A 23,692-nucleotide genomic window follows, 5' to 3' on the forward strand; every position below is an offset into this window, starting at 1 on the left:
CCCGATGTCGAGACTGGCGCGGTTCGGCGAACTCCGACGCGCGCTCCCGCTGACGGCGGCAGCGCTGCTGCTCGTATCGCTCGCCCTTCCGGTGTGGCGGATCACGTTGACCGCGCCGCAGTACGTGGAGACGCTCGTCGTCGAACTGTACGCCTACCCGCGGCTGGCCGGCGACTTCGTGGAGGTCCAGCGGCTCAACCACTACGTCGGGTTCTACTACCCCGACCCGGTGTACGTCGAGCCGAACTACGAGGTCAACGAGCGGGCCGTGGCGGTCCCCGAGTGGGTCCTCGGGCCCGTCCTCTTCGTCGCCCTCGCCGCCGGCGCCGTGGTCAGCGCGCTCGCGCCGAGCGCGCGGGCGCTCGCGCGGCGCCTGCGGTACCAGCTCGCCGGCACCGTCGCGTTGTTCGCGGCGACGGGTGCCATCATCCAGTACCGGCTCTACCAGACCGGCCACTCGCTCGACCCGGCCGCGCCCCTGTCCGGGGTCGACGGGTTCACGCCGCCGCTGGTCGGCACCTACGAGGTCGCCAACATCAGCGGCAACGCCTGGCTCGGGCCGGGCGGCTACCTGGCCGCGCTCGCCGTCGCGTTACTCGCCGTGGCGTACCTGCTGCGCGAGTCCGAGGCGACCGTCGGCGACCTCCCGGACCTGCTCCGGGCGGCTCCCGACCGCGTGCGGGAGCGGGTCGGCCGGAACCGGGACGAACGGGACGAGCGCGGCCGACGCGAGCGCCCCGGCGCCGACTCGCCCGACGCGACCGAGCGCGGCCGGGGCGGCGCGCGGGGTGGTCCCCCGTGACCGAGGGGTGGTTCGCCGCGCTGGCCGCGGCGGCGCTCGTCTTCTCGCTCGCCGGTGCCGTGGTCGCCGCCGGCGACGGCGGCACCGAGGACCGCGCCGTCGAGTGGCGGCCCGACGTGCCGGACGTCGACGACGCCGAGGCACCCGCGGAGGACGGCGTCGCGACGGTCGACGGCCGCGAGTTCGACTCCGCGCAGGCGGCCGTCGACGCCGCGGACGCGGGCGAGACGGTCGTTCTGGAGGGGCGGTTCGACGAGCGCGTGGTCGTCGAGACGCCCGGCCTGACCCTCGCCGCGGCCGCGGCCGACGGCGCGCTGCTCGACGGCGGCGGCGAGGGGACCGTCCTCGTCGTGCGCGCGGCGAACGTGACCGTCGACGGCCTCTGGATCCGCAACTCCGGCTACGACCGCACCGAGGACGACGCCGGCGTCCGGGTGAACGGCTCGGACGCGACGCTCTCGAACCTCCGGCTGACGGAGGTCGCCTTCGGCGTCTGGATCGGCGACACGACCGGCGTCACCGTCGCGGAGTCGACGGTCGTCGGCCGCGAGGACGTCGACGTCGAGGAGCGGGGCAACGGCATCCACCTCTGGGAGACCGAGGACGCCGAGTTGCGCGACAACTACGTCACGACGGTCCGCGACGGGATCTACTACTCGTGGGCGACGGACGTCTACGCGACGGGGAACGTCCTCTGGGACCTGCGCTACGGCGTCCACTACATGTACTCGGACGGGAACCGCCTCGACGGCAACGTCGCCTTCGACAACGACGTCGGCTTCGCGCTGATGGTCTCGGAGAACCTCGTCCTCGAGGACAACGTCGCGGTGCGAAACGACGGCAGGAGCGCCCACGGCATCCTCGTCAAGGACGTCGAGGACAGCGAGATCCGCGACAACGCGGTCGTCGCCAACGGCGACGGCTTCTACGTCTACAACGCCCAGGACAACGTCGTCGCGGACAACCTCGTCCTCGAAAACGAGCGGGGGGTCCACGTGACCGCCGGCAGCCGGGGCGAACTCGTGACGGGCAACAGCTTCATCGCGAACGACGAGGCGGCGTACGCGACGACGACCGCGCAGGTCGCCTGGAACGACTCCGAGGGCGGCAACTACTGGTCCGACGCGCGCGCGGTCGACCTCGACGGCGACGGGACGAGCGAGATCCGACACCGCCCCGCCGGGACCGTCGAACGGCTGGTCTACGAGCAGCCGCGGGCGACGGCGTTCGCCGAGAGCCCGGCGTTCGACGCCGTCCGACTGGCCGAGAGTTCGTTCCCGGTCGTCGAGTCGCCGGGCGTCATCGACCACCGCCCGCTCGTCGAGCCACCCCACGAGGACTGGAGAGACTACTATGGAGATCACGATCACTGACGTACGCAAGCGGTACGGCGACGTCGTCGCCCTCGACGGCCCCTCCTTTACGGTGCCGTCCGGGTCGACGTTCGGCGTCCTCGGGACGAACGGCGCCGGCAAGACCACCCTGTTCGAACTGCTCGTCGGCCACGACGCGCCCGACGAGGGCCGCATCGAGGTCGGCGGCCTCGACGTCGAGCGCGCGGGCCACCGCGTCCGCGAGCGCGTCGGCTTCCTGCCCGAACACGCGGGGTTCCCGGCGGCGATGACCGGCCGCGAGGTGCTGTCGGTCCACGCCCGCATCCGCGGGGTCGCCGGGCACGAGGCGCGGATCGACGAGGTGCTCGACGTCGTCGGCCTGACGGAGGCGGCCGACCGGGCCGTCTCGGGCTACTCGAACGGGATGGGCCGCCGGCTGGGACTGGCCGCGGCGCTGCTGTCGAACCCGCCGGTGCTCGTCCTCGACGAACCGACCGCGGGGCTCGACCCGCGCGGCGTCGCCGCCTTCCACGAGGTCGTCGAGCGCATCGACCGCGAGACCGACGCGACGGTCGTCCTCTCCTCGCACGCGCTCGGGGAGGTCGAGCGCCTCTGTGACGAGGTGGCGATCCTGCAGGACGGGCGCCTGCGGGCGCGGGGGACCGTCGACGACCTCGCCGCGGCCGCCGCCGACCGGGTCACCGTCCGCCTGCGCCCCGCGGGCGACCGCGCGGCGCTGCTCGACGCCGTCCGGGGCGGCGAGCGGCCGGTCGAGGTCGACGCCGGCGAGCGGACGATCGAGGTCGCCTGCGACCGCGAGGACGCGCTCGGCGTCGTCTCCTCGCTCGACGACGACCTCGTCGCCGGCTTCGAGGTCCGCGAGCCGGGGCTGGAAACGGCGTTCCACGAGGCGCTCGCCGGCGAGGGCGAGCGCGAGGAGGTGGTACGCGCGTGAGCCGCGACGCCGACCCCGACGAGCGCGAGGCCCACCCCGACGGCGGCTACGGGACGACCGCCGGAGTCGCGACCGCCTCGACGACGGACTCCTCGACCGGGCTGCGCGGGGCGCTTATCGTCGCCGAGTCCGAGTACCGGCTGGCGGTGCGCAACCGGTGGGCGGTCGCGCTGACCGGCATCTTCGCCGCGTTCGCGCTCGGGCTGACGACGTTCAGCGGGGCGGAGGTGAGCCCCGACGGCTTCGCGCGGACGGTCGCGAGCCTCGCGACGCTTGCGGTCTACCTCGTGCCGCTCGTGGCGCTGGCGTTCGGCTACGACGCCATCGTCGGCCGCGAGGAGAGCGGCTGGCTCGGGGCGCTGTTCGCGCTGCCGATCCCGCGGGCGGCGGTCGTCGTCGGCGCCTTCCTCGGCCGGGCGGTCGTCCTCGCGGGGGCGACCGTGCTCGGCTTCGGGATCGCCGGCGCGTTCCTCCTCCGGGAGTTCGGCCTCGCGGGGTTCGACGCCTACGTCGGCTTCCTGCTGGCCGCGGCCGGCCTCGGGCTGGCGTTTCTCGCGCTCGCCGTCCTCCTGTCGGCGGTCGCCCGCGAGAAGGCCCACGCGCTGGGGCTCTCGCTGCTCGCGTGGGCGTGGTTCGTCCTCGTCCACGACCTGCTCGCGCTGGGGCTGATCGCGGCGTTCTCGCTGCCCGACGCCGCGCTGTCGGCGATGCTGGTCGCCAACCCCGCGAGCGTCTTCCGGACGCTCGTCCTCGGCGGCCTCGGCGCCGCCGGCGACGCCGGCTTCGCCGCGGCGCTCGCCGAGGTCGGCCTCTCGACGGGCGCGCTCGCTGCCGCGTTGCTCGCGTGGATCGTCGCACCTATCGCCCTCGCCGCCGTAGCTGTCCGAAAGCGTAGCGTATGACGGACCCCGATTCCCCGACACGACCCGGCCCGCCCGCTCACCGCCGAGCGACCGCGCCGTCCCGGCGCCGACTGTTGCTCGGGGCCGCGGTCCTCGCGGGCGCGACGGTCGCCGGCTGTCTCGGCGACGACGGTGGAGACGAACCGTCCGCCGAACCGATCGCCCTGACGGGCGGGCTGACCTGCGACGTCTGCGGGATGGTGATCGAGGAGACGTTCGGCCCCGCGGGACAGATCTTCTACGCCGACGGGAAACCCGAGGACCGCGACGGCCCCGCGCGGTTCGACAGCGTCGCCGAACTCGTCGTCTCGCTGGCCGAACGCGAGCGAACCGGCTGGGAGCCCCGCGACGTCTTCGTCACCGACTACTCGCGCGTCGAGTACGAGGTGGTCGAGCAGGGCGGCGGGCAATACGTCGCGAACCCCGTCGGCGCGGACACCTTCGCGGACGCGACCGACTGCCACTACGTCGTCGACAGCGACGTCGAGGGCGCGATGGGGCCCGAACTCCACCCGTTCGGCGAGCGCGGCGACGCCGAGGAGTTCGCCGGCGAGTACGGCGGCGAGGTCAAAGCGTGGGACGAGCTATCGCCGGCCGACGGCGCCCGCTGACCGCGCGGCGCGGCTCAGACGAACTCGACGTCGTCGCTCTCGATCACCTCGCCGAACAGCCAGTCGGCGTGGTCCAGAGCGTACTCCTTGTGGTCCTCCTCGATGTGGCCGATGCAGTCCTCGACGAGCAACGGGCGGAAGTCCCGCAGGCCCGCGCTGCCGGCGGTGTGGAGCACGCAGACGTTCGCGAGCGTGCCGACGAAGAGGAGGTCCCTGATGCCGCGGGCGTTCAGCCACCCCTCGAACTCCGTCTTCTGGAAGGCGTCGTAGGTGTGCTTCTCGACGACGTGGTCCTCCTCGTGCACGTCGAGTTCCGCGACGATCTCGGCCTCCCACGACCCTTCGAGGACGTGCTCGCCCCAGCGCTCGAACTCGTCGTAGTAGTGGGCGTCCTCGAACTGCTCCGGCGGGTGGACGTCGCGGGTGAAGACGATCTGCACGCCGGCCTCGCGGGCCCGGGCGACGAACTCGGCGATCGGTTCGATGGCGGCCTCGCTGCCCGGCGCGTGCAGCGAGCCGTCGGGGTGACAGAAGCCGTTTTGCATGTCGACGACGACGACCGCGGTGCTGTCTGGGTCGAGGTTCATGTGCGATAGTAACGACGCAGCGACAATATACTGTTCGCCGTCGCGCCGGAGCCGTCGGGGCCGGGTTTTTCTACTCGCGGCCCCAACGCCCTGCCATCGCAGATGAGACGCGCACTCCTCTTGGCCCTCCTCGTCGTGATGTCGTCGCTGGCCGTCCCGCTCGCCGCGGGCGCCGGCACGGCCGGCGTCGACGCCGACCCGGCGCCGTCGCAGGACGACCGCGAGTCGAACCCGACGACCGAGGACACGATCGGCTACGTCGAAGGCTACTGGTACGACGACGAACTGCCCGTCGACGACCGCGAGGGCGGCACCGTCGAGGACGAGGAACTCGAGGCGGTGATCTACCGGTCGATGGCCCGCGTGGAGGTGATCCGCGAGCGGACGTTCGAGGAACCGGTCCCCGTCGAGGTCATCACGCGCGCGGAGTTCGAGAACGAGACCGGCGAACTGTTCGTCGACGTCGATGACGGCGACCGCCTCGTCGAGAACGTCCGCTACGAGGCGCTGTTCGCGGTCGACCGCGAGACCGACGTCGTCGACGAGTTCGAGACGCTGTACGGCGGCGCCGTCGCCGGCTACTACGAACCGGCCGAGGACCGGATCGTGATCGTCTCCGACACCCCCGACGAGCCCGAACTCGACGAGGTCACCCTCGGCCACGAACTCCAGCACGCCCTCCAGGACCAGCGGTTCGGCCTCGACGAGTTCGACGAGGCGACCGTCGACGACTACACCGCGGTACGGGGGCTCGTCGAGGGCGAGGCCACCCTGATCGACGTCGAGTACGAGCGCCGCTGTGGGACCGAGTGGGAGTGTGTCGAACCGAGCGGCGACGGCGGGGCGCCGCCCGGCGACCTCAACTACGGGCTGTTCTTCGGCGTCTTCCACCCCTACAGCGACGGGCCAATCTACGTCGACGCGCTGCGCGAGGAGGGCGGCTGGGAGGCCGTCGACGCCGCCTTCGACGACCCGCCGGCCAGCAGCGCCGAGGTGATTCGGCCCGGCGAGGAGCGCGACCCGGCCGCGATCGACCTCGAGGACCGCTCGAACGACCGGTGGGAGCCCCTCGAAACGGCGGAGGGCGCCGACGCCGAGCGCTTCGGCGAGGCGACGATGGCTGCGATGTTCATGGGCGCGGCCGTCGAGAGCGGCGACGGGCCGGTCGCCCGCTCGGACGTCTTCGACAGCGAGAGCGAGTTGAGCGTCTACAACTACGACCACGCGGTGACCGACGGCTGGGCCGGCGACGAACTCGTCGCGTACGGGACCGGCGCCGGGACCGAATCGGAGACGGGCTTCGTCTGGCGCTCCGAGTGGGAATCGACGGCCGACGCCGAGGAGTTCGCCGAGGGCTACCTCGCGCTGATCGAGGCAAACGGCGGCGACCCCGTCGAGGACCGCCGGAACACCTACGTGATCGACGACGAGTTCCCCGGCGCGTACGCCCTCGACGTCGACGGCGAGACGGTGACGATCGTCCGCGCGCCGTCGGTCGAGGAGCTATCGGGGATCTACGCGGGCGCCGCGCCCGAGGGCGCGGACACCATCGACGCCGAACCCGCCGCCGACGGGAGCGGGGACGGCGACGCGAACGCTACCGACAGCGAATCCGGCGACCGCCTCGCCGGCTTCGGCGCGGCGCTCGCGGCGCTCTCGATCCTCGCGATGGCGTTCGCGACGAGCCGCAGGGAGTGATGGCGGGCGCGCGACCGGCCCGTCGGGTCGGCCCCGCGGCGCTCGCGCTCGCGGCGCTGCTCGTCCTCTCGGGCTGTGCCGCGCCCGTCGCCGGGCCGGACGCGCTCGCCGCGGACCGCGACCGCGGTCACGTGGGCGGCTACGCCCCCGACGACGACCTCGACGTCGACGCGAGCGACGGCCTCACCGCGGCCGAACTCGAAGCCGTGAAGTACCGCTCGATGGCCCGGATCGAGGTGCTCCGCGGGCTGAAGTTCGCGGAGGACGTCGAGATCGAAGTGATCACGCGCGAGGCGTACCGCGAGCGCCGCGGCGAGCGCGGGCCGGCGAGCCCCTTCACGAACGAACTCTGGCGCGGCGCGTTCGTCGTCGACGGCGAGACGGACGTCGACGCCGCCCTCGAGGAGGTCTACGGCGACGCCGTCGTCGGCTACTACCGGTCGGGCGAGATCGTGATCGTCGCCGACGACCCCGACGGGGTCGTCGTCGACCGGCGGACGCTGGTCCACGAACTCGTCCACGCGCTCCAGGACCAGCGGTTCGGCCTCGACCGCCGGGGGTCGACGCTCGACGAACGTCGCGCCGAGACCGGCGTGTTCGAGGGTGAGGCCGACTACGTGGCCCACCTGTACGACCGGCGCTGCGGGGACGAGTGGGAGTGTCTGCCCGAGGTCGAACCCGCGCCGCGAGACCCCGAGCGACGGCCGTTCAACGCGGGGCTGTTCCTCTCGATCTACGCGCCGTACGCCGAGGGGCCGTCGTTCGTCGCCCACCACCGCGAGCGGGGTGGCTGGGACGCCGTCGACGCCCTCCACGAGGACCGGCCACGGAGCACGAGCCAGGTGATCCACCCCGAGCGCTACCCCGACGACGGTCCCCGCGAGGTCGCCGTCGAGGACCGCTCGACGGACGCGTGGGAGCCGTTCGCCGACGGCGACGGCGGAGCGCGGACGGAGACGGTCGGCGAGGCGACGCTGTTCGCCGCGCTGTGGGTCAACGGCGCGGTCGACCGGCCGCTGACCGCGGGCGGGACGGCCCTCTCGCCGTACGACTACTCGGACCCGGCGACCGACGGCTGGGCCGGCGACTCGTTCGTCGCCTACCACGCGAGCGACGACGAGAACCGGACGGGGCACGTCTGGGCGCTGGAGTTCGAGACGGACGCGGACGCCGCCGAGTTCGCCGACGCCTACCGCGAGGTGGTCGAGAACGCCGGCGGCGAGGCGGTCGACGGCGACGCCTACCGGGTCGCCGACGGCCGGGCGTTCGAGGGGGCCTACCGCATCGACGTCGACGGCGACCGGGTGACGGTCGTCGGCGCGCCGACGGTCGACGACCTCGGGGCGATCCGGCCGGAAGGGGCGGCCCCGGCGCTCGAAGGGCCCGCGGCGGCCGCTCCGACGGCGACGGCCCCCTCGTCGCCACCGTCGGCCGCGGCCCCGTAATCGGGTAGCTTTTTCGCCCTCCGACGGAAAGCGGGGGTATGTCGAATCCCTTCGGAACCGTGCCGGCCGAGGCGATCCTCGACGGTCGCGCGACCGACGCCTACTTCGAGCGCACGCGCGCGACCCTCGAACACGCCGGGAAGAACCCTCGCGTCGTCGCCGAGGTGACCGCCGACCAGTTCCCCACCGGCGAGTTCGAGGTCCTCGCGGGCGTCGAGGACCTCGCGACGCTGCTCGAAGGTCGCGACGTCGACGTCGACGCGATCCCCGAGGGACGGCTGTTCGACGGCGGCCCCGTCGCCCGGATCGAGGGCCGGTACCTCGAGTTCGCCGAACTCGAGACGTCGCTTCTCGGCTTCCTCTCGCAGGCCAGCGGCTTCGCGACCGCCGCGCTGGAGGCGCGGCTTGCGGCGCCGGACTCGCTCGTGCTCTCGTTCGGCGCCCGCCACGTCCACCCGTCGATCGCGTCGGTCGTCGAGCGCTCGGCCCTGCTTGCCGGCCTCGACGGCTTCTCGCACGTCGCCGCGGGCGAGATCATCGGGCGCGAGGCCGGCGGGACGATGCCCCACGCCCTCCTGCTGTGTTTCGGCGAGGGCGAGCAGGCCGCGGCGTTCCGCGCGTTCGACGAGGCCGTCCCCGAGGACACCCCGCGGATCGCCCTCTGTGACACGTTCTGGGACGAGAAGTCGGAGACGCTGCTCGCGGCCGAGACCCTCGACGACCTCGACGGGGTGCGCCTCGATACCACCGGCTCGCGCCGGGGCGACTTCCGGCACATCGTCCGGGAGGTGCGCTGGGAACTCGACGCGCGCGGCTACGAGGACGTGGACGTCTTCTGCTCGGGCGGGCTGGGTCCCGAGGAACTCCGCGAGTTGCGCGACGTCGCCGACGGCTTCGGCGTCGGGAGCGCCGTCACGGCCGCCGACCCGGTCGACTTCGCGCTCGACATCGTCGCGGTCGAGGGCGAACCGGTCGCCAAGCGGGGCAAGCTCTCGGGGACGAAGGAGGTCTACCGGACCGCCGACGGCGGCCACCACGTCGGCCTCGCCGGCCGGGACGGTCCCGCGGACGCCGAGACGCTGCTCGAACCGCTGATTCGCGACGGCGAGGTCGTCCGCGAGTTCGACCTCGAAGCGGCGAGCGAGCGCTGTCTCGCCGACGCGGAGGCGGTCGGGTTCGGCGGGGCGGACTGACCGCTCGGCGGCCGATCGTCGGGGAAAAGCGGGGACGTGGGCGGTCCGCGGTGCTACGGTACGGGGCCGGCGGGGTCCGGCCTCGCGCTGGCGCTCGCGTGCCCGGAACCCGGGCCGCGGTTACAGCTGTTCGACGGAGCCGTCGGCCTCGCGCTCGCGGAAGACCTGGCCCTCGAAGAGCGTGACGACGACGTCGTCGTCCTGCCAGGCGTTCGGCTCGAGGCCGGCCTTCCGGCAGGTGCGATCGAGGTACTCGCTCTCGGTCCAGCCGTGCTCGACGGGGACCGTCGGGTAGAGCCAGCCGCTCTCGCCGCGGCCGTCGATCGCGACGCCGTGGGTGCCGAGTTCGAGGTCCGCGATCGGGTCGTCGGTCAGCAACACGTTCCTGACGGTGCAGACCGAGACGGTGAGATTCGGCAGCTCAGAGGGGCTGATCTCGGAGCCACAGGAATCGCCGCTGGCGGCCCGGATGGCCGAGTCGACGATGACGTGGCCGAGCTGTTCGCCGGACTGGTAGCCGCCGGCACAGCCGCGGAGGCTGCGCCGGCCGCGCGTGGACTCGAGGCGAACGAACGCGCCCGTGCGCTCGTAGAACGCCTCGCGCATACTCCCGGGGTGCTCTCGCTGTCCGTGACGTACGTAGGATTCGACCGCCTCGCGCGCGAGTTCGACGGCTCGCGCACCGTCCTCGTAGGAGAGGTCGACGCCCTGTCGCTGGGACATACAGGCGTACGTGGAACGGACCGGCCTAAAACGCTTCCATTCGAACGGCCGGCAACAATTACCAGTCGATGGCACCGACCGGGGGACTTATTCGCCCGAGGCCCCTACGGTCGGTGGGAGAGAGAGCCCGGCTGCCGCGGCGGCCGCGCCGGCGACGGCGCGACCGCGTACCGTGGCCGTCCCTCCGGGACGCGTCACGCTCGCGAGGAAAGTCCCCCCACCGTTCGGGCGGGTGACCGGGCGCAAGTCCGGAGCGGGAGACCGCTGGCTCTGGAACAGAAACGACACGTCTCGGCCCGACCGATGAGGCGCGCGAACCCGACCGCGAGGAAGGGGAGTCGACCCGCCGAGGGACGGACGATCGCAAAGACGGCGGTTCGAGACCGCCGGTCACGCCCGGCGTGACCGATCGTCCACCGACGGCCGAGGACCGATGGAACGGCGAACCCTCACCGGTGCAAGTCCGCGCCGCTGGTAGCCCGAACGCCCCGCGGTTTCCGCGGACGGCGCGGACGCTCAGCCGAATGCCGGGCCGAACAGAAGGGGGCTTACTCCTCTCACCCAGTTTTCGTCCGCCAGCGACGCCGCCGCGCGTGGCGCGGCCTCGTCGCGGTCACCGGCCCGCGGGGAGAGTCGCCGGCACGTGGCGACGGGAGGGTCGAGGGACCCGTCGAGCGTAATTCCGTGGACACGGCGCCCGTCCGACGAAATTCGGCCGGGCTACCGGCGTTCGGCGGCGCGAAACGGACCGGGTGGCGGGGGTCAGCGGACGATTTCGCCGCGAAACGGACGACACGGACGCCCGCAGTTGCGATTGCCATTTTGGTACTCGCAAAAGGTATATGGTCGCGGCCCCCCTAGCGAACGCGATGACATCCGGACGCGGACGGCACGGCCGGGGGAAGAAGCGCCGGCGTCGCGGACGTCGGAACCGAAAGCGCGACGAAGACGGGCAGTTCGTCCGGACGATCGAGTCCGACGACGTACTCGCCGTCTTCGAGGCCGTCGACGGACCGGTCGTGACGACGACCGACGTCTCCGACGTCCTCGGGATCACGACGGAAGCCGCGCGCCAGAAGCTCAACCGGCTCGTCGCCGAGGGCGAGTTACGACGCCGGAAGACCGGGCGGACGGTCGTCTACTGGCGGGTGACCGACCGTGACGAGTAGGCTCCCGGACGACGCGACGACGGCGCACGCGACCGACGACGGGAGCGCGGTCAGCCTCAGCGAGGGACGGTACCTCTGCGGGCTATTGCACCTGACGCTGACCGGCGACCCGCCGGTCGGCACCACCGAACTCGCCGGCCACCTCGGGGTCAGCGCGGCGAGCGTCACCGAAACGATCGACGCCTTCGAACGGCGCGGGCTGGTGACCCACGAGCCCTACTACGGGGCCGAACTGACGGCGCGTGGCGAACGCGTCGCCCGCGAATTCCGCTGGCGACAGTGTACCGTCCGGCGCTTTTTCGAGCGCACGTCGGGCGTCCGGTTACGCGACGAACAGGCCTATCGGATCGGATGGTCGCTCTCGCTGGAGGACGTGCGAGCGCTCCGTGAGGTCGCCGACCAGCCGTGTCGGGGCCGCTGCGAGGCGACGAGCGCGGACGGCTGTCACGTTTCGGTGACGTGAGACGAAGCGCTCGCGAGGAGTGAGCGTCCTGACGGAGTCCAGCGCGAGCGAAGCGAGCGCTGGGCACGTCAGGACCGAACGCAACAGCGGGCGCTGAGCAATGCGAAGCGCCCGCGATAAGTGAGCGTCCTGACGGAGATTTGAACTCCGGTCCCTGGCTCCGCAAGCCAAGAGGATAGTCCACTACCCTATCAGGACTCATCTTCAGGTAGTGCGGTTTCGGTTAAAGCCCTTTCGAAACGCGTGCCGGGTGTCGGCTGGTAGTCAATCACGTAATCGCGGACTGCAGCGGGTCGGACCGCCACGCGAGGCCGAGCCGTCGGGCCGACGGTTCCGAACCGGTTATCACCGTCCCGGGCGACGTCCCGGCGTAACGGGTCCCCGACGATGACCGCCATCGAAACGAGTTCACTGACGAAGCGGTACGGCGAGACCGTCGCCGTCGACGCCCTCGACCTGTGCGTCGAGGACGGGACGATCTACGGCTTTCTGGGGCCGAACGGCGCCGGGAAGACGACGACGATGCGGCTGCTGACGAGCCTCGCCCGGCCGACGAGCGGAACCGCGACGGTGGCCGGCGTCCCCGTGACCGACCGGGACGCGCTCCGGCCGCACGTGGGCTACCTCCCGGAGGAGCCGCCGCTGTACGAGCAGGCGACGGCGTTCGAGCAACTGGAGTACGTCGCCGGCCTGCGCGACCTGCCCGCTGTGGCGGCTCGCGACCGGATCGAGACGCTGCTTGCCGAACTGGACCTGCTCGACGACGCGTCGGGCCGGATCGGCGACTACTCGAAGGGGATGCGCCAGAAGACCGCGTACGTGCAGGCGGTCCTGCACGACCCCGACGTCGTCTTCCTCGACGAACCCACCTCGGGGCTCGATCCCCGCGCCGCGCGGACGCTCCGGACCATGATCCGGGAACTCGCCGACGGGGGGACGACGGTCTTCCTGTCGACGCACGTCCTGCCGGTGGTCGAGGACGTCGCCGACGAGGTCGGCATCCTGTACGACGGGCGACTGGTCGCGGAGGGGTCTCCCGACGCGCTCAAGCGGCGGGCCGAGAGCGGCGAGACGCGGACGCTCGAAGACGCGTTCCTCGAACTGACGACCGACTCCGGGCCGGAGGCCCCGCCAGCCGATGGCTGAACCCGGCTGGCCGCGACACGCGGTCCGGATCGGCCGGTTCGAGTTCCGGCGAACCGTCCGCGCCGTCCGGGAGGACACGGCCCGGTTCGGTCTCATGGCACTCGGGGCGGTCGTGCCGTCGCTGCTGATCGCCGGGTTCGCGGTGCTGTTCGCGGACGTGATCCGCGACGCGGGGCCCGTGGCGCTGCCGACGCAGGTCCGCGGGATGGTCGCGACGGTCTGGCTCTTCGGCGCGTTCGTCGTCGCCCAGCGCGTCGCGACGGCCCGTCCGCGCGCCGAGGCCGAACCGCTCGTGTTGACGACGGTGTCGACCCGGACGGCCGCGGTCGGGCTGGCCATCGCGGAGGCCCTCCGCGCGCTCGCGTACGTCACGCCCCCGGCGCTCGCCCTGACCGCGGCGGCGGTCTACCTGTTCGGCTCCCCCCTCAGCCTCCTCGCGGTGCCGGCGGCGTGGCTCCTCCTCGTCGCGGGCGCCGTGGTCGCGGGGTCGCTGGCCGGCTACGCGGTCGCGTGGCTCGTCGCCACGGTCCCGTTCGTCTCCCGGCACCGGACCGGCCTCGGCGGGGTCGCCGTGCTGGCCTTCTTCGGCGGCTACGCCGCGTTGCAGTCCGCCGGGGTGGGGTCGGTCGGGTACGACCTGCTCGCGTGGCTGCCGATCGGCTGGCTCGCCGACCTCGCGGTCGTCGGCACCCCGGTCGCGGGTTCGGGGCGCCGTGCGGCCGGCGCCATCGGCGCGACAGCCCTCGTCTGCGTCGGCGGCGGCGCCCTGATCGACCGGGCGACGGCGGCGCTCTGGTTTACCGATCCCGTGACCGTCGACGACGGATCGTCGGGGGCGGAGTCGGCGTCGACGGCCGGCCGGCGGGACCGCGACGCCCTGTCGGCGTCGGTTCGGCCCCTCGCGATCCCCGCGGTCGTGGGCGCGCCGACGCGTCGGGTCGCCGAGTGGACCCTGCTGCGGACGCGACGCGATCCGCGGCGGCTGACGTTCCTCCTCGTCCCCGTCGTCGGGGCCGGGAGCGCGCTGATGAACGTGGGGGTCCAGAGCGGCGCGCCCCGGCCGCTGCTCGCGCCGCTGTGTGCGGTCGTCCTCCCGTGGATCGCCGGCGCGGCGTTCGCGGTGAACCCCCTCGGCGACGAGGGCACCACCCTCCCCGCGACGCTGCTCGCGGTCGACGGCCGCCGGTACGTCCGCGGGGTCTCGCTGCCGGGCCTGCTGTTGGGCCTGCCGACGGTCGTCGTCGCGACGGCCGCGACGGGCGTCGCCGCCGCGTACTCGCCGTCGCAGGTGCTCGGACTGGTCCTGATCGGCGCGTACCTGACGCTCGTCGCCGTCGGCACCGCCCCGGCGGTCGGGATGCGCCTCCCGCGGTTCAGCCCGATCCGCGTCGGCCGGGGTCGCGCCGTCCTCCCGCCGCGGCTGGCCGCCGTCGTCCTCCACGCGGGGCTGACGCTCGCTCCCGGCGCGCTCCTCGCGCTGCTGGTCGTCGCGCCGGAACTCGCCCGGGCGGTCGTCGCCGGCCTCGTCGGCTACCTGCCGGCGATCCACCTCGACCTGCTCGGCGCGGCCGAGACCCTCCCGGGGGCGGTCGACGCGTTCCGGGCGGTCGGCGACGGCCTGCTGGCGACGCCCGTCGGCCGGCTTCGAGCGGGCCTCGGCGGCGGCCTCCTCGCCGGCGGGGCCGCGGCGGCCGTCGGCTGCTACCGCCACGCGATCGGCTACTTCGACGCGTACGTCCCGGCGTGAGCGGGGACGGGCGGCCGACCCTTTAGGTACGATGGCGCGGCGAAGCGAGGTATGGATGTGCCGACGGTAGCGCCGCTGTACGCCGAATCGAGCAACGACAACGTTTATGCGCGGGCTACCCATGCACGAGCATAGAATGAGCGACATCGAGGGCGTCTACGAGGACCTCGAGGCCGACGTCTCCCTCGAGGAGTTTCGCGAGGCCGTCGAGGCGAAGGTCGAACAGATGGGGGGACTGGCCGACGAGGAGACGGCGGCGATGCTCGTCGCTCACGAACTCGGCGAGAGCGAGGTCGGCGGCGTCGCCGACATCGAACCCGGCATGGAGGAGGCGAAGTTCGTCGCGAAGGTGACGAGCATCGGCGAACTGCGGACGTTCGAACGCGACGGCGAGGACGAGGACGGCCGGGTCGTCAACGTCGAGGTCGCCGACGAGACCGGCGCCGTCCGGGCGGCGTTCTGGGACGAACACGCCGAGGCGGCCGTCGAGGAACTCGAAGAGGGACAGGTACTGCGGATCAAGGGCCGTCCGAAGGAGGGGTTCTCGGGCGTCGAGGTGAGCGTCGACGAGGTCGAACCCGACGACGACACCGAGATCGACGTCCAGGTGTCTGACACGCACGCGATCGAGGACCTCTCGCTTGGCCTCTCGAACGTCAACCTCGTCGGCCTCGTGCTCGACACCGACGCCGTGCGAACGTTCGACCGCGACGACGGCTCCGAGGGCCGAGTGTCGAATCTCACCCTCGGCGATCCGACCGGCCGCGTGCGCGTCACGCTCTGGGACGAGAAGGCCGAGCGCGCCGACGAACTCTCGACCGGCGACACCGTCGAGGTGGTCGACGGCTACGTCCGCGAGCGCGACGGCGACCTCGAACTCCACGTCGGCAACCGCGGCGCCGTCGGGGCGGTCGACGAGGAGGTCGAGTACGTCCCCGAGAGCACGCCCATCGAGAGCCTCGAAATCGGCCAGACGGTCGACATCGCGGGCGTCGTTCGCTCGGCGGACCCGAAGCGGACCTTCGACCGCGACGACGGCTCCGAGGGGCAGGTCCGGAACGTCCGCGTGCAGGACGCCACCGGCGACATCCGCGTGGCGCTGTGGGGCGAGAAGGCCGACGTCGACGTCGGCCCCGGCGACGAGGTCGCCCTCGCGGACGTCGAGATTCAGGACGGCTGGCAGGACGACCTCGAAGCCTCCGCGGGGTGGCGCTCGACGATCACCGTGCTCGACGGCGACGGCGCGGGCGGCGAGGGGTCACACGACGACGGGGGGCAGTCGGCCGGCCTCGCGGCGTTCGCCGACGGCGAGGCCGCAGGCGGGGGCGAGGACGCGGACGCCGCCGACGAGGACGCGAGCGACGACCCCGAAGACGGCGAGGAGATCGAGTTCACGGGCGTGGTCGTGCAGGCGGGCGACCCCGTGGTACTCGACGACGGCGAGGCGACGATGAGCGTCGAGACCGACGCCGACGTCGGCCTCGGCGAGGAGGTGACCGCCCGGGGCGTCGTCCGGGACGGACGCCTCGACGCGAACGACGTGTTCTGAGGCCACAAACGCCGCTGATGGCCGAGGAAAAGCGTTAAGGGAGTAAGCTCCCGGTATCAGAGTATGAACGTCGAACTCCCGTTCGCCCCGGTGGACACGATCATCCGGCGGAACGCGGGTGGCCTCCGGGTGAGCGCGGGCGCGGCGGAGGAACTCGCAAAGCGGATCCAGGAGCACGGCGCCGACCTCGCGGCGGACGCCGCCGAACGGGCGACGGCGGACGGCCGGAAGACGCTGATGGCCGAGGACTTCGGCGTCGAGACCGTCGTCGACAAGGACGACCTCGAGTTACCGATCGCCCCGGTCGATCGGATCGCACGCATCGACATCGACGACCGCTACCGCGTCTCGATGGACGCCCGCATCGCGCTGGCGGACATTCTGGAGGACTACGCCGACAACGTCGCCCGCGCGGCCGCGACGCTGGCCCACCACGCCGACCGTCGGACGATCACGGCCGACGACATCGAGACGTACTTCTCGTTGTTCGAGTGAGTCGATGCAGTTCGGCTACAGCGACACCTGTCTGGCACACGACCCCGGCCCGCGGCACCCGGAGTCGCCGGACAGGCTACGGGCGATCCGGGAGGGATTGAAACGCAAACACGGCGTCGAGTACGTCGAGGCCGACCCGGCGAGCGTCGAGACGATCACGGCCGTCCACGACGACGCGTACGTCGAGGACGTCCGGGAGTTCTGTGCCGAGGGCGGCGGTAGCTGGGACCCCGACACGACCGCCGTCGAGGAGACGTGGGACGCCGCCCTCCAGAGCGCCGGACTCGCTTGCTGGGCCGCCGACGCCGCGCTGTCGGGTGCCGACGGCCGCGAGACCCCCTTCTCCATCGGGCGGCCGCCGGGCCACCACGCCGTCGTCGACGACGCGATGGGCTTTTGTTTCGTCAACAACGTCGCGGTCGCCGCCCAGCACGCGCTGGACACCTCGGACGCCGAGCGCGTCGCGATCGTCGACTGGGACGTCCACCACGGCAACGGCACGCAGGACATCTTCTACGACCGCGGCAACGTCTTCGTCGTCTCGCTGCACGAACAGGGGCTGTACCCCGGCACCGGCGAGGCCGACGAGATCGGGGAAGGCGACGGCGAGGGGACGACGATGGACGTTCCCATGCCCGCCGGCGCGGACGACGTCGACTACCTCGCGGCGCTGGACTCGCTCGTCGCGCCGGCGTTCGCCGACTTCGACCCCGACCTCGTGCTCGTCAGCGCCGGCTTCGACGCCCACCGCCACGACCCCATCTCGCGGGTCCGGCTCACGACCGAGGCGTACGCGCTCATGACCGACCGCGTCCGGGCGGTCGCCGCGGCGTCCGACGCCGCGCTCGCGTTCGTCCTCGAAGGGGGGTACGGGCTGGAGGTGCTCGCCGACACCGTCTCGCTCGTCCACGAGACGTTCGACGGCCGCGAACCGATCGAACCCGACGGCGACGTGAGCGACGACGCCGAGGACGTGCTGGCGGCCGTCGCGGACGCACACGGGATCGAGCGGTGAGACCGGCCGCCTGCGCTCCGTCCCGACGCGCCGTCTGGCGGCCGCGGGTTCAGGGCCGCGGGTCGACGTACCGGGCCAGTTCGACGCCGAACTCCTCGACCAGCGCCGTCACGGCCTCGCCGACGAGCACCTCGTAGCCGTCTTCGAGGGCCGTCTCGACGTGGGCACCGAGGCCGACGTCGAACAGGCGGTCGCTCTCGAGGAACGCGCGGGCGGTCGCGAACTCCCGCTCGCGCTCGACGACGTAGCGGTCGCCGTCGACGAACGGGCCGTAGACGTCCGGATCGTCCGCGTAGGCGTCGTAGAACCCCTCGGCGTGGTCGCGGACGTGGACCGGCGGCCCCCCGTGGCGCTCGACCGCGGGGCGTTCGGCGACCGCGAGTTCGACGAAGACGACGGCCGTCTCGGCGGCGAACGCGTCCGCGCGGACGACGTCGAAGCCGCGGTCGTCGAGCCCCGAGACGATGCCGTCGAGGGACTTGCGAAGCTGGGGGTAAAGCTGGTCGTCGACGAGGTCGGGGGCGTCGAAGCGAACCGCGACGGGGGTCGTCCCGCGGCGGTCGAGGTGTGCGCGGAGGGCGTCCGCCGAGAGGGGGGCGGGCTCGTCGGGTTCGAAGAGGGCGACGCGGGGCTCGTCGAGCAGTTCGCGGGCGTAGTGCTGGAAGCGGGCGACGTTGGCCGCCGAGAGCACGGCGGCGACGTTGCGCTCGGGGTCGGTGGGGTCGACGACGACGAGGGGGTCGTCGAAACTCGCCTCGCCGTGGCCCTCGGGGTCGAGGCGGACCTGCGGGCGCCAGTCGGCGGCGGCGTCGAGCAGGGGCCGGAAGCCGGCGTACTCGCAGACGAGCAGTTCGGTGAGGTAGCCGCTGAACCCACGGGTGCGGAGGTCCGAGCCGTAGACGCCGATCCCCTTGAGGAACTGCTTTGCCAGCCGGACGTCCGCGGCGAGGTCGGCGTCGAGGCGCTCGGACAGGTACCGGGAGTGAAACGGGGTGCGGTCGACCGCCGAGCGGATGTCGGTCGCCGATTCGAGGCGGAAACAGGGGACGACGTCGACCTCGAACCCGTCGTACTCGCCTTTGACGTAGGGGTGTTCGGCGTACTCCTCGTGGCCGTCGGGGAGGGTGGCGTGGCCGACCGCGAGGCCGTAGCGTTCGAGCGTCTCGCGGTCGAGGTCGGGCGGGAAGCGGACGAAGACGTCGACGTCGCGGTCGCCGCTGATCCACGTGTCGCGGGCCGTCGAACCGACCTGCAGGGCATCGGCGTCGGGACACCGGTCTGTCGCGGCGGCCTCCGCGCGGGCGAGCAGGTCGTCGGCGACCTCGCGCAGGCGGGCACGCTCGTCCTCGTCGGGGTCGATCCGCTCGCGGACCCGCGCGACGACGCGCTCGAACTCGTCGTCCCCCGCTCCGTCGGCGTCCTCGTCGGTCATCGCCCGACCGTACACGAGCGGCGCGGGAAAGCGTATCGAACGCGCGACGCGGAGTTCGGGCCGAGAATGCGAGACGTGAGCACGGTCGGGCGGGGGAAAACGAAAGCCCTATCAAACCGTCCCGACAATGCCCGAACGAGCCGAAGTAGCTCAGTTGGTAGAGCGCCTCGCTGTTAACGAGGCGGTCCCAGGTTCGAGTCCTGGCTTCGGCGCTTCTCCTCGAACGCTACTCCTCGGGAGCTTCGATCGTCTCGATTCGACGGCCGCTCCGGCCCCGCCGGGGCGAGGCTATTTCGCCCTCCGGACACGAGAGGGGTACATGGCCGCAGACGACAGACGCACGACCGACGAGGACGGCCACGACGTCATCGACCCGCTGCACGCGGCGGTCGTGACGGTTTCGAGTTCGCGAGCGCACGCGACGGCGGAGGGCGGCGACCCCGACGACCCCGGCGGCGACGTGATTGAGGAGTGTTTCGAGGCCGAGGGCCACGAGGTGGTCGTCCGCGAACTGGTGCGGGACGACTACGCCGCGATCCGGACGGCCGTCCGACGCCTCGCCGCCCGCCGGGACGTCGACGTGGTGGTCACGACCGGCGGCACCGGCGTGACGGTCGACGACGTCTCGCCCGAGGCGACCGCGTCCCTGTTCGAGCGGGAGTTGCCGGGCTTTGGCGAGTTGTTCCGATCGCTCTCCTGGGAGGAGGTCGGCACGCGGGCGATGGCCTCGCGCGCGACGGCGGGAATCGCCATCGACACGCCCGTCTTCTGCCTGCCGGGGAGCAAGAACGCCTGCCGGACCGCCTGCGAACGGCTGATCGTCCCCGAGGCGCCCCACCTCGCTGGCCTGGCGACGAGCCACCGCGTGGGGACCGAAGAGCAGACGCTGGCGGACTACGACGGCGAGTAGCCCGGCGTTCGGCCCCGCGATCCGCGGGGGCGGGAGTCGACCGGCGACCCGTGAAATCGCCTGCAGTGTGCTTTATTGACTCCCGTAACCAACGTTCGAGTGCTATGTGTCACCACTTCGAAGACGTGCGCGAACTCGACGCCGAGGAGCGCGAGGAGGTACTCGAGTTCCACGACGAGGAGGAACTCGAAGAGGAACTGACCGAGGAGGAACGCGAGGCGCTGACGGCGTAGGCGGACGTCGTTTTTCCGCCGGGCGAATCGGACAGCAAACGTTAACTACAGTCGTCGTTTTCTCCCGGTTGAGGGCCCTTAGCTCAGTCCGGTTAGAGCGCTCGGCTCATATCGGACGCCGATCGGCGATCGGATCCGTGGGACACCGAGTGGTCGATGGTTCGAATCCGTCAGGGCCCATCCGGAAACTGCACGGTTCAGAGCCAACGGAATCGTAGGATACAGGTTTCGTATCCCTTATTTTCGAAATCCCGTGGCAGGATTCCCGCGTCTTCAGGTGCGGGAGGGGGTCAACCGGCAGACAGTATGACCGTTCATGCGTCGTCAGGACGGGGCGCGTTCTCGTACTTGACCATCTTCGCAGGTTTGTCAGAGATGGTTTCGTAGATCCGCTGGAGGGTCTCCTCGGCGGCGAGCAAGTTGTGTTCCTCGAGGAAGGCTCGGCCCTCGTCCGTAAGGCCGTAGAATTTCCAGGGATATCCCTGCCGGCGCTGATCGTCGTCCAGCGCGACTTCCTCGACGATGCCGGCGTCGATCAGCTTCTGAACGTGCTTGTAGACGGTGGCGTCACTCACGCTGGGATTGAGCTCCTCGAGTTCGTACATCGAGGGACGTTGCTCGGGATGCTGGAGGATGTTGTTGATGAGCGCGAACCGCGTCTGTTGGGTGACGAAGTGGACGAGCTCGCGGGTTTCCATCCCCTCGACAGTCCCCAGATCAGTGCTCATACGGCACGATACACGCCCCGACGACAAGTAGTTTACCCTCGGGTAAACTACCCCGGAGTAAACCGTTCTATACTCGATCGGGTAAAGTACTTCACAAACCATATTTCGCGGCTTCGAGAAAGACTGGGTATGCCTGACGAGGGGTCGCCCGTCCCGGAGGAGGTCCTCACGAGCGCCAAAGAGCAACTCGATGCGGAGGACATCTCGCTTGCGGACAACGAGGAAATCCTTCACGCGCTGAGCGAGTTGACGCCGGTCTACCGGAACGACCGGTCGTACTTCGTGCTCGGGAACTACGACCGGGAACCGATCCGGCGGCTGAATCTGGTGGTGGATCGTCTCAACCGACGTACCGACGTGTACGCCTTCCGGATGGTCGACATTCGGGGCGAATGGGACAATAGCATCCAGAAGTTCTGTCTGATCGCGGATATCGTGACGTACCTCGTCGGGGTCGCCGAGAAGGAACCGAGCGACTTCCTCGTCGAACAGGGGCTCCTCGTCGGCACGACCGAGTACTTCTCGAAAAGCCACGTCCTCAAGCGAGAGTACGAGGACGAGGAGTATCCCTTCGGTTGGATGCAGGATGGTGTCTTCGAACTATTCGACCGGGAGGGACGACTGCACTGCTGGCGGACCGAGGAGGACCTCGTCGACGTAACTGGGGACCTTCCGTGACGGCGAGTGGGAGACCGATCTGTCTCACGACGTCAAGTGCGACGATCCTCGGCGTTCTCACTGGGCGCGTTCCGGGACGAACACGGAACCGGGTTCGACCTCGTGAGCGATATGAGCCGAGATTCGATCCGGGAATACGACCTCGAGATCGACATCCCGGAACTGGGCCTGCACGGCATTGCCAACCGCGCGGTGTTCGTCGTCGACGAGGACGGGACCGTCACCTACCGCTGGGTCGCCGACGACCCGACCAGCGAACCCGACTACGAGGAGATACTCGACGCGGTAGAGACAGCAGGAGCTGTTTTGAGGCGAAAGCAAACGCGAGTTTGCGATAGTCACGCAAAACGCTATCGTGTTCGTAATCGTAATCATCGATGGTGTTGTTATGGGTCGAACGACGTCCACGAAAAATCAGGATGCCCTGCCACAGGAACTCACCACACTCGACCGACGTCGTGTTACGGAACCAACGGTGCTGACCAACTTGAGAGACGACGGGAGCAACGTGGTGGCCGGCCGCTGTGACGTCACCTGCCAAGGGAGGGGACGGCGTGACAACCGATGAGTCGAAAACGGACACCGCCTACGAGGCGGCCCTGAACGAACACTACGGAGCGACGGACCTCGGCGACGAAATTCTCGACGCCCTCGAAGCCGCCGGGAAAGACGTCGACACACTCACTCGGGAGGATATTGCGTCGTTCGACGAGTTCCACATCCGCGGTCTCGAGGCGACCCGAGAAGTCGCCAACCTCGCGGAGGTGGAAGACCACGCTCGCATCCTCGACGTCGGATGCGGGATCGGTGGGCCTGCCCGCACCCTCGCTTCCGAGTTCGGTTGCGATGTCGTCGGAATCGATGTAGTCGAGGAGTACTGTCGGGCAGCGACCCTCTTTACTGATCGAGTAGGGTTGACCGACAACGTCCGCTTCCAGCACGGGAACGCCCTCGACCTGCCGTTCGCGGACGAGGAGTTCGATGTCGTCTGGTTCGAGCATACGCTGCTGAACATCGAGGCCAAGGGAGTGGCGATCGAGGAAGCGGGTCGTGTCCTCAGGCCGGGAGGTACACTTACACTGTACGAAATTTGTGCCGGACCTGGGGACGAACCGGTATTCCCGGTCCCCTGGGCATCGGATGGGTCTCTCAGCTACCTCGATCCACCTGAGAAACTCCGGGAGATCGTCCTCGATCGTGGCTTCGATGAGGCCGCCTGGAGGGACGTCACAGGGCCGAGCCTCGAGTGGTTTCGGAACGTGGTGGAGTCGATGCAATCGCGACCAGCGGATGCACCGCCGCCGCTCGGACTCAACCTTCTGATGGGAGCGGAAACGCCGATCAAAGCGGCGAACGTCGTCCGGAACCTCGAAGAAGAACGGATCGTCGTCGTCCAAGGCGTGTACGAGCGTATCGGTTAGGGCCGCAGGACCGCTACTAGCGCGTGTTCCAACCGCGCGTATCGATATTGGTCGAGAAATTCCAACATCCGCTGGGCTCGATCCGGATCGAGCATCGTCTTCGGTCGTGGTCGGGATCACTCGTCGGATTCGAGTTCGAGTCGTTGCAGACTATTGGCCACGACCGAGAGGAGGTAGACCACGGCGAATGCCGTCCCGGCCCAGAATCCAGATCGAATAGTTCCCACGTCGTTCGTATTCGCCACGGCGATGTAAACGGAGACGAGCGTGAACGCGACGATGATCATCATCGCAGCCCGTCCGTAGTGGGCGGACGAACGAGTGCGATAGTCATCCTGCTCGGCGGCCATATTTTTAAAACCGGCATCGAATGTTTTTGTTCTAACGGTTTACACTCTGCAAGTTCGGCACCGAACGATCGCTACAGCCTGACACCGAGCGCGAGAGTGGTGGACG

Annotated in this window: 24 protein-coding genes, 3 tRNA genes, 1 other RNA gene and 1 pseudogene; 23 read left to right on the forward strand and 6 right to left on the reverse strand. The window is 70.6% G+C overall.

What is annotated here, in order from left to right:
* Nucleotides 1-4 precede the first annotated feature (4 nt).
* The 5 genes from NKG98_RS11125 (at nt 5) to NKG98_RS11145 (ending at nt 4,604) form a co-directional block, all read left to right on the forward strand.
* Nucleotides 5-802, forward strand: coding sequence for a hypothetical protein (locus tag NKG98_RS11125; protein WP_254765993.1), 798 nt, complete (start codon nt 5-7; stop codon nt 800-802).
* A complete protein-coding gene (gene nosD / locus NKG98_RS11130; RefSeq protein WP_254765994.1) occupies nt 799-2,175 on the forward strand; it encodes a nitrous oxide reductase family maturation protein NosD in 1,377 nt (458 codons plus the stop codon). The genes NKG98_RS11125 and nosD overlap by 4 nt, the downstream gene beginning before the upstream one ends.
* Nucleotides 2,156-3,091: an ABC transporter ATP-binding protein gene (locus NKG98_RS11135; protein ID WP_254765995.1), complete on the forward strand. Its 936-nt coding sequence runs from the start codon at nt 2,156-2,158 to the stop codon at nt 3,089-3,091. Before nosD ends, NKG98_RS11135 begins: the two co-directional genes overlap by 20 nt.
* A complete protein-coding gene (locus tag NKG98_RS11140) occupies nt 3,088-3,993 on the forward strand; it encodes an ABC transporter permease (RefSeq protein ID WP_254765996.1) in 906 nt (301 codons plus the stop codon). The genes NKG98_RS11135 and NKG98_RS11140 overlap by 4 nt, the downstream gene beginning before the upstream one ends.
* A gap of 74 nt (nt 3,994-4,067) precedes the next feature.
* Nucleotides 4,068-4,604 (forward strand): nitrous oxide reductase accessory protein NosL, encoded by a 537-nt coding sequence (locus tag NKG98_RS11145; protein WP_254765997.1) that lies wholly within the window; start codon nt 4,068-4,070, stop codon nt 4,602-4,604.
* A 14-nt stretch (nt 4,605-4,618) separates the two neighbouring features.
* On the opposite strand, the gene NKG98_RS11150 is transcribed toward NKG98_RS11145, so the two are convergent.
* Nucleotides 4,619-5,191 (reverse strand): cysteine hydrolase family protein, encoded by a 573-nt coding sequence (locus NKG98_RS11150; RefSeq protein WP_254765998.1) that lies wholly within the window; start codon nt 5,189-5,191, stop codon nt 4,619-4,621.
* Nucleotides 5,192-5,293: 102 nt separating this feature from the next.
* Here NKG98_RS11150 and NKG98_RS11155 point away from each other — a divergent pair, with 102 nt between their 5' ends.
* From NKG98_RS11155 to NKG98_RS11165, 3 genes are read left to right on the forward strand one after another with little or no spacing between them, the layout of a single operon-like run.
* A complete protein-coding gene (locus NKG98_RS11155; RefSeq protein ID WP_254765999.1) occupies nt 5,294-6,889 on the forward strand; it encodes an Hvo_1808 family surface protein in 1,596 nt (531 codons plus the stop codon).
* Nucleotides 6,889-8,334: an Hvo_1808 family surface protein gene (locus NKG98_RS11160; RefSeq protein ID WP_254766000.1), complete on the forward strand. Its 1,446-nt coding sequence runs from the start codon at nt 6,889-6,891 to the stop codon at nt 8,332-8,334. The genes NKG98_RS11155 and NKG98_RS11160 overlap by 1 nt, the downstream gene beginning before the upstream one ends.
* Nucleotides 8,335-8,372: 38 nt before the next feature.
* The gene (locus tag NKG98_RS11165) at nt 8,373-9,527 is read left to right on the forward strand and encodes a nicotinate phosphoribosyltransferase (RefSeq protein ID WP_254766001.1); all 1,155 of its coding nucleotides are present in this window, start codon (nt 8,373-8,375) and stop codon (nt 9,525-9,527) included.
* Between the two features lie 120 nt (nt 9,528-9,647).
* On the opposite strand, the gene NKG98_RS11170 is transcribed toward NKG98_RS11165, so the two are convergent.
* Complete coding sequence (locus NKG98_RS11170) at nt 9,648-10,250, reverse strand: TIGR00296 family protein (RefSeq protein WP_254766002.1); 603 nt, start codon at nt 10,248-10,250, stop codon at nt 9,648-9,650.
* Between the two features lie 115 nt (nt 10,251-10,365).
* Here NKG98_RS11170 and rnpB point away from each other — a divergent pair.
* The 3 genes from rnpB to NKG98_RS11185 all read left to right on the forward strand — a co-directional run bounded on the left by rnpB (nt 10,366) and on the right by NKG98_RS11185 (nt 11,882).
* Nucleotides 10,366-10,813, forward strand: an RNA gene (rnpB, locus tag NKG98_RS11175) — RNase P RNA component.
* A gap of 306 nt (nt 10,814-11,119) precedes the next feature.
* Nucleotides 11,120-11,419: a FaeA/PapI family transcriptional regulator gene (locus NKG98_RS11180; protein ID WP_254766003.1), complete on the forward strand. Its 300-nt coding sequence runs from the start codon at nt 11,120-11,122 to the stop codon at nt 11,417-11,419.
* Nucleotides 11,409-11,882, forward strand: a complete 474-nt coding sequence (locus NKG98_RS11185; protein ID WP_254766004.1) for a metal-dependent transcriptional regulator — start codon at nt 11,409-11,411, stop codon at nt 11,880-11,882. The genes NKG98_RS11180 and NKG98_RS11185 overlap by 11 nt, the downstream gene beginning before the upstream one ends.
* A gap of 125 nt (nt 11,883-12,007) precedes the next feature.
* Here the strand turns inward: NKG98_RS11185 and NKG98_RS11190 are convergent.
* A tRNA-Arg gene (locus tag NKG98_RS11190) sits at nt 12,008-12,080 on the reverse strand.
* A 189-nt stretch (nt 12,081-12,269) separates the two neighbouring features.
* On the opposite strand from NKG98_RS11190, the gene NKG98_RS11195 reads away from it, so the two are divergent.
* From NKG98_RS11195 to NKG98_RS11215, 5 genes are all read left to right on the forward strand, one after another.
* Nucleotides 12,270-13,028 (forward strand): ABC transporter ATP-binding protein, encoded by a 759-nt coding sequence (locus NKG98_RS11195; RefSeq protein ID WP_254766005.1) that lies wholly within the window; start codon nt 12,270-12,272, stop codon nt 13,026-13,028.
* Nucleotides 13,021-14,775 (forward strand): hypothetical protein, encoded by a 1,755-nt coding sequence (locus NKG98_RS11200; RefSeq protein ID WP_254766006.1) that lies wholly within the window; start codon nt 13,021-13,023, stop codon nt 14,773-14,775. The genes NKG98_RS11195 and NKG98_RS11200 overlap by 8 nt, the downstream gene beginning before the upstream one ends.
* Nucleotides 14,776-14,911: 136 nt before the next feature.
* Nucleotides 14,912-16,324, forward strand: coding sequence for a single-stranded DNA binding protein (locus tag NKG98_RS11205; protein ID WP_254766007.1), 1,413 nt, complete (start codon nt 14,912-14,914; stop codon nt 16,322-16,324).
* A 63-nt stretch (nt 16,325-16,387) separates the two neighbouring features.
* Nucleotides 16,388-16,819, forward strand: coding sequence for a histone (locus NKG98_RS11210; RefSeq protein ID WP_254766008.1), 432 nt, complete (start codon nt 16,388-16,390; stop codon nt 16,817-16,819).
* A gap of 4 nt (nt 16,820-16,823) precedes the next feature.
* Nucleotides 16,824-17,834 (forward strand): histone deacetylase family protein, encoded by a 1,011-nt coding sequence (locus NKG98_RS11215; RefSeq protein WP_254766009.1) that lies wholly within the window; start codon nt 16,824-16,826, stop codon nt 17,832-17,834.
* 49 nt (nt 17,835-17,883) lie between these two features.
* On the opposite strand, the gene cca is transcribed toward NKG98_RS11215, so the two are convergent.
* On the reverse strand, nt 17,884-19,266 hold the full coding sequence (cca, locus tag NKG98_RS11220; RefSeq protein ID WP_254766010.1) for a CCA tRNA nucleotidyltransferase: 1,383 nt from the start codon (nt 19,264-19,266) through the stop codon (nt 17,884-17,886).
* 139 nt (nt 19,267-19,405) lie between these two features.
* Between cca and NKG98_RS11225 the strand changes: the two genes are divergently transcribed.
* The 4 genes from NKG98_RS11225 to NKG98_RS11235 all read left to right on the forward strand — a co-directional run bounded on the left by NKG98_RS11225 (nt 19,406) and on the right by NKG98_RS11235 (nt 20,589).
* A tRNA-Asn gene (locus tag NKG98_RS11225) sits at nt 19,406-19,478 on the forward strand.
* A 107-nt stretch (nt 19,479-19,585) separates the two neighbouring features.
* A complete protein-coding gene (locus NKG98_RS11230; RefSeq protein ID WP_254766011.1) occupies nt 19,586-20,176 on the forward strand; it encodes a MogA/MoaB family molybdenum cofactor biosynthesis protein in 591 nt (196 codons plus the stop codon).
* 104 nt (nt 20,177-20,280) lie between these two features.
* Nucleotides 20,281-20,409, forward strand: coding sequence for a hypothetical protein (locus NKG98_RS19005; protein WP_256558415.1), 129 nt, complete (start codon nt 20,281-20,283; stop codon nt 20,407-20,409).
* A 72-nt stretch (nt 20,410-20,481) separates the two neighbouring features.
* A tRNA-Ile gene (locus NKG98_RS11235) sits at nt 20,482-20,589 on the forward strand.
* A 134-nt stretch (nt 20,590-20,723) separates the two neighbouring features.
* Here the strand turns inward: NKG98_RS11235 and NKG98_RS11240 are convergent.
* Nucleotides 20,724-21,137, reverse strand: coding sequence for a helix-turn-helix transcriptional regulator (locus NKG98_RS11240; RefSeq protein ID WP_254766012.1), 414 nt, complete (start codon nt 21,135-21,137; stop codon nt 20,724-20,726).
* A 129-nt stretch (nt 21,138-21,266) separates the two neighbouring features.
* Between NKG98_RS11240 and NKG98_RS11245 the strand changes: the two genes are divergently transcribed.
* The 3 genes and pseudogenes from NKG98_RS11245 to NKG98_RS11255 all read left to right on the forward strand — a co-directional run bounded on the left by NKG98_RS11245 (nt 21,267) and on the right by NKG98_RS11255 (nt 23,236).
* Nucleotides 21,267-21,815 carry a DUF8170 family protein gene (locus NKG98_RS11245; RefSeq protein ID WP_254766013.1) on the forward strand — a complete coding sequence of 183 codons (549 nt, stop codon included), beginning with the start codon at nt 21,267-21,269 and terminating at the stop codon, nt 21,813-21,815.
* Between the two features lie 48 nt (nt 21,816-21,863).
* Nucleotides 21,864-22,112 (forward strand): annotated as a pseudogene (locus NKG98_RS19110) (redoxin domain-containing protein); the annotation flags it as partial.
* A 257-nt stretch (nt 22,113-22,369) separates the two neighbouring features.
* Nucleotides 22,370-23,236, forward strand: a complete 867-nt coding sequence (locus tag NKG98_RS11255) for a class I SAM-dependent methyltransferase (protein ID WP_254766014.1) — start codon at nt 22,370-22,372, stop codon at nt 23,234-23,236.
* Nucleotides 23,237-23,352: 116 nt separating this feature from the next.
* On the opposite strand, the gene NKG98_RS11260 is transcribed toward NKG98_RS11255, so the two are convergent.
* Nucleotides 23,353-23,586: a hypothetical protein gene (locus NKG98_RS11260; RefSeq protein WP_254766015.1), complete on the reverse strand. Its 234-nt coding sequence runs from the start codon at nt 23,584-23,586 to the stop codon at nt 23,353-23,355.
* Nucleotides 23,587-23,692: the final 106 nt, after the last annotated feature.

Source organism: Salinilacihabitans rarus (assembly GCF_024296665.1).
Lineage (GTDB): Archaea > Halobacteriota > Halobacteria > Halobacteriales > Natrialbaceae > Salinilacihabitans > Salinilacihabitans rarus.

What these genes read in the sequence shown, in the direction of transcription:
- NKG98_RS11125 (WP_254765993.1), top strand. Translation starts at nt 5, where the DNA reads ATGTCGAGACTGGCGCGGTTCGGCGAACTCCGACGCGCGCTCCCGCTG.
- NKG98_RS11135 (WP_254765995.1), top strand. Translation starts at nt 2,156, where the DNA reads ATGGAGATCACGATCACTGACGTACGCAAGCGGTACGGCGACGTCGTC.
- NKG98_RS11150 (WP_254765998.1), bottom strand. Translation starts at nt 5,191, where the DNA reads ATGAACCTCGACCCAGACAGCACCGCGGTCGTCGTCGTCGACATGCAA.
- NKG98_RS11155 (WP_254765999.1), top strand. Translation starts at nt 5,294, where the DNA reads ATGAGACGCGCACTCCTCTTGGCCCTCCTCGTCGTGATGTCGTCGCTG.
- NKG98_RS11160 (WP_254766000.1), top strand. Translation starts at nt 6,889, where the DNA reads ATGGCGGGCGCGCGACCGGCCCGTCGGGTCGGCCCCGCGGCGCTCGCG.
- NKG98_RS11165 (WP_254766001.1), top strand. Translation starts at nt 8,373, where the DNA reads ATGTCGAATCCCTTCGGAACCGTGCCGGCCGAGGCGATCCTCGACGGT.
- NKG98_RS11170 (WP_254766002.1), bottom strand. Translation starts at nt 10,250, where the DNA reads ATGTCCCAGCGACAGGGCGTCGACCTCTCCTACGAGGACGGTGCGCGA.
- NKG98_RS11180 (WP_254766003.1), top strand. Translation starts at nt 11,120, where the DNA reads ATGACATCCGGACGCGGACGGCACGGCCGGGGGAAGAAGCGCCGGCGT.
- NKG98_RS11195 (WP_254766005.1), top strand. Translation starts at nt 12,270, where the DNA reads ATGACCGCCATCGAAACGAGTTCACTGACGAAGCGGTACGGCGAGACC.
- NKG98_RS11200 (WP_254766006.1), top strand. Translation starts at nt 13,021, where the DNA reads ATGGCTGAACCCGGCTGGCCGCGACACGCGGTCCGGATCGGCCGGTTC.
- NKG98_RS11205 (WP_254766007.1), top strand. Translation starts at nt 14,912, where the DNA reads ATGAGCGACATCGAGGGCGTCTACGAGGACCTCGAGGCCGACGTCTCC.
- NKG98_RS11210 (WP_254766008.1), top strand. Translation starts at nt 16,388, where the DNA reads ATGAACGTCGAACTCCCGTTCGCCCCGGTGGACACGATCATCCGGCGG.
- NKG98_RS11215 (WP_254766009.1), top strand. Translation starts at nt 16,824, where the DNA reads ATGCAGTTCGGCTACAGCGACACCTGTCTGGCACACGACCCCGGCCCG.
- cca (WP_254766010.1), bottom strand. Translation starts at nt 19,266, where the DNA reads ATGACCGACGAGGACGCCGACGGAGCGGGGGACGACGAGTTCGAGCGC.
- NKG98_RS11230 (WP_254766011.1), top strand. Translation starts at nt 19,586, where the DNA reads ATGGCCGCAGACGACAGACGCACGACCGACGAGGACGGCCACGACGTC.
- NKG98_RS19005 (WP_256558415.1), top strand. Translation starts at nt 20,281, where the DNA reads ATGTGTCACCACTTCGAAGACGTGCGCGAACTCGACGCCGAGGAGCGC.
- NKG98_RS11240 (WP_254766012.1), bottom strand. Translation starts at nt 21,137, where the DNA reads ATGAGCACTGATCTGGGGACTGTCGAGGGGATGGAAACCCGCGAGCTC.
- NKG98_RS11245 (WP_254766013.1), top strand. Translation starts at nt 21,267, where the DNA reads ATGCCTGACGAGGGGTCGCCCGTCCCGGAGGAGGTCCTCACGAGCGCC.
- NKG98_RS11260 (WP_254766015.1), bottom strand. Translation starts at nt 23,586, where the DNA reads ATGGCCGCCGAGCAGGATGACTATCGCACTCGTTCGTCCGCCCACTAC.